The sequence below is a fragment of the Nocardia sp. NPDC004722 genome (assembly GCF_053601505.1).
In genome coordinates, this window is the sequence record NZ_JBSGBY010000763.1 from 1 (window position 1) to 3441 (window position 3441).

The 3441-nt window shown below is 65.4% G+C and carries 2 protein-coding genes and 3 pseudogenes; 1 reads left to right on the top strand and 4 read right to left on the bottom strand.

Annotated features, from left to right (window positions below; genetic code table 11):
- The 3 genes and pseudogenes from ACWELQ_RS41400 to ACWELQ_RS41410 all read right to left on the bottom strand — a co-directional run.
- Positions 1–264, bottom strand: a pseudogene (locus ACWELQ_RS41400) (hypothetical protein); the annotation flags it as partial.
- A gap of 8 nt (positions 265–272) precedes the next feature.
- Positions 273–1238, bottom strand: a complete 966-nt coding sequence (locus tag ACWELQ_RS41405; RefSeq protein ID WP_452402451.1) for a glutamate ABC transporter substrate-binding protein — start codon at positions 1236–1238, stop codon at positions 273–275.
- A complete protein-coding gene (locus ACWELQ_RS41410; RefSeq protein WP_452402452.1) occupies positions 1235–2503 on the bottom strand; it encodes a hypothetical protein in 1269 nt (422 codons plus the stop codon). Before ACWELQ_RS41410 ends, ACWELQ_RS41405 begins: the two co-directional genes overlap by 4 nt.
- A gap of 369 nt (positions 2504–2872) precedes the next feature.
- On the opposite strand from ACWELQ_RS41410, the pseudogene ACWELQ_RS41415 reads away from it, so the two are divergent.
- Positions 2873–3307 (top strand): annotated as a pseudogene (locus tag ACWELQ_RS41415) (ammonium transporter); the annotation flags it as partial.
- 35 nt (positions 3308–3342) lie between these two features.
- Here ACWELQ_RS41415 and ACWELQ_RS41420 read toward each other — a convergent pair.
- Positions 3343–3441, bottom strand: a pseudogene (locus ACWELQ_RS41420) (L-threonylcarbamoyladenylate synthase); the annotation flags it as partial.

Here is a 3441-nt window from a genome sequence, read left to right on the forward strand (position 1 = left end):
CCGCCGGGCGCGCGCGGCCCGCGCGCGGTCCAGCACCGTGCCCAGCCGCCCGAAGTCCTCCCACATCAACTCCAGCGCGGCGCGCGCGGGCGCCCACCGCGCCTCGGTGACGCCGGTGGGCGGGAAGCGGCGCAGCAACACCAGTCCGGGATGCTTGTCCAGTTCGACCAGGGTCGCGGCGATGGTCTCGATTTCGCGTGCGCGCTCGGCGATTTCACGATCTATTTCGGCGACGCTGAGAATGTGCCCAGGATTCCCGTGCATGGCCTGACTCAATCGCTGTAGAGAGGGGTCGGGGGACCGCCGGACGGGCCCATCACGCTGAGCCGGTCGTTGTACATGCGCTGCCAGGTGCCGTCGTTGCGGATGCGGTCGAGGACGCCGTTGACGAAACGGACCAGATCAGGGTTGTTCTTCTGCACCCCGACGGCGTACACGTCGGTGGCCATCGAGGTGCCGACGATGTCGAGGTTGGGGTCCTGGATCTTCAAGCCGTACAGCAGCGGCATGTCGGTGCTCGCGGCGTCGACCTCGCCCTGCTGCAATGCGGTCAGGCAGTCCAGCCAGTTCTCGATGCCGATCACGGTGGGGCGCTGCTTCTCCGGCAGTGCGAACACCGCGTCCAGGGTCGTGGAGCCCGGGATGCCGCACACCTTCTTGCCGCCCAGATCCGCCGCGGAGTTGATGCCGGACCCCTTGGTCACCAGCACCCGCTGGTCGGTCGAGAAATACACCGAGGAGAACTGGATCAGCTGGCGCCGCACACACGTCGGCGTGAAGTCCTGCACTACGAGGTCGACCTCATTGCTGACAAGGGCTTGCGCGCGGTGCGAGGAGTCGATGGGGTGCAGTTCGGCCGCATTGGGATCACCGAACAGATCGCGCGCGATCTCGTGCGCCAGATCGATATCGAAGCCTTCCAGCTGTCCGGTGCTCGGATTGCGGAAGCCGAACAGGAATTGGTTCTGGTCCACCCCGATGCGGATCTTGCCGCTGGCCCGAATGGCCGCCACCGACTTCGCCGAGATGCTGTCGGACTTCGGGCGCAGACTCGCCTCCGGATCACCGCACGACTTGTCGCCGCGCTGAGGTGGCGGCGCGGTGGCGATAACCGTTGCCCCGGCGGGCAATCGGTTCTCCGCGGGCAGCTGGAACGGGGCCGCGTCCGGCGTCGACCCGCACGCGCCAGCCAGCAGTGCCACGGCTGCCAGCAGCAGCATGCGCATGCGCGTCTTCACAGGAACTCCTTCAACCGCGGCCACACCCCGACCACGATGGCGACCGCCGCGGCCAACAGCAGCACCAGCGTGCCCGAGGCACTGAGGGTGAGGGCATTTCCGGCCGTGTTCACATCGTCGCGCACTTCCTGCCGGGTGCGGTCCAGTTCGGACTTCAAGGCATTGTCGAGTGCGCTGAACTGGGCGGCCGAGCCCTTGCCGTCGGTCTTGACCGACTGGGCGACCGCGCCGCTGTAGTCGTTGCTCTTGTAGGCGGCGACCTCGAGCGTATGACCGTCCTGCCAACTCGAGAAGGCGTTCTGGGCGCCCGAATCCGTGCTCACCAGACCTGCCAGGTCCGCCCGCAGCTTGTCGGAGTTGGTTTTGAAGCGGCCATCGCTGGCATCGATATCGGTGCGGGTGACCAGCTGCAGGGTCTCCTCGTTGCGCGCCTGCTGAGCCAGAATGCGGGCATCGGCCAGCTTCTCGAAGCGTGCGGTGGCCCCGGTGTCGATGGCGGCCGAGGCCGCGATGGTGGTGGCGACGACCCACAGCAGCGCCACCACGGTCAGCCCGGCGGCGGTGATCACGCCCGAATTGACCCAGCGATTGGTGCGGCGCAACAAGATCCACGAGCCGTACCCGCAGGCGGCCAGTAGCAGCACCAGGATCCCGGTGCTCCACCACGGCAGCCCGGTGATGGCGTCCTGGTCGTTGTGCAGCTGGGTCACGCGGATCTGCTGCAGTTCCTTCGCGTCCTTCAGGATCGAGCCCTGCATGAGCGCGGAAGCTTGTCGCAGATATGCGGAACCGACAGGTAGGTTCTGGCGGTTGTTTGCTCGCGCGGCCTCGATATCGCCGGTGTAACTGGGCAATTCGGCCGCGATCCGGCCGAGGATGGCGCGCGTCTCGGTATCGGAGGCTCCCGTGGTGGCCTCGGCTAGCGCGGCGGCCGCGTCGGTGAGCGCGTTCTCGTAGCGGGTGCGCACATCGTGGGATTCGACCCCGCCGGACAGATAGGCCGTGGAGGCCGCGGCGTCGGCGGTGGACAGTGCCACGTACAGCCGCTGTGCGGCATTGGCGAGAGGCTCGGTGTGCGCCAGCACGGTGTCGTGGCGAGTGATCTTGGCGCTCTGCGCACTCTCCGAGACCAGCCCGGCGATCAGAGCCAAGAGTGCGAGGGCAGCGCCCACCGCACCGATGACGCCCGGCGCGGTGCGCACGAAACGTCGCGTCCACTGCGCGGCATTGCGCATGGTCGCCGGTAAGCGACTCCTCAACTCCATTTCCCCCGTTCGAACCGGCCGGTGCTCCCCGTAGCCAGATCGTACGGGAGTGATCGCACCCTGTCGATCGAGTTCCAACTGGTCGGAATTTATTGGTGAGTCGTTCATTTCGAATGCACGTGCATTCGTGACCGGACCGCGAAATCCAGATTTAACGGTGGGTAATCGCCGGGAAACGTTACGGCACAACACTTGGTTCACCCAATGTGACGCCAGACACCTTATGTCACAACGTAATTTAGTGCTGGGCCGGGCATGGTGCCTGCCCGTCCCGCGGTGAGGTAGCGCTGAACAATGTCACCGTATCCCGACTGGCTGAACCCCGGCGACAATGCCTGGCAACTGGTTGCCGCCACTCTGGTCGGTCTCATGAGCATTCCCGGTATCGCGATCTTGTATGGCGGTATCGTGCAACGCAAATGGGCCGTCAATACCATGCTCATGGCATTCACCGGATTCTCGCTGGTCCTGGTCGTGTGGGTGCTGTGGGGCTTCAAGATGGGGTTCGGCGAACCCATCAAACTCGGCCCAGGAATTCTGCGGGCCGCAATCGGTAAGCCACACACAATTCTCGGATCCAATAATCAAGAGCAGGCGGTGATTCCGCTCCTCGACGGACTCATGCCCAAGTTCCGGTTCTCCGAGACCACGCTGGCCTACTTCCAGTTCGTCTTCGCGGCCATCACCCCACTGCTGTTCCTGGGCAGCGTGATCGGTCGCATCAATTTCAAGGTGTGGCTGATCTTCGTGCCGCTCTGGTCGACGCTGGCCTATTCGGTCAACGCCTTCCTGATCTGGGGCGGCGGCTGGTGGTCGCAGATGGGCGCGCTCGACTACTCCGGCGGGTACGTCATGGAGACGTTCGCGCTCGACACCGCCAGCGGGCCGACCTCGCGCAGCAGCTCCAGCGCGACCGGGTGCAGCGGCATGCGCAGCAT

What these genes read in the sequence shown, in the direction of transcription:
- ACWELQ_RS41410 (WP_452402452.1), bottom strand. Translation starts at nt 2,503, where the DNA reads ATGGAGTTGAGGAGTCGCTTACCGGCGACCATGCGCAATGCCGCGCAG.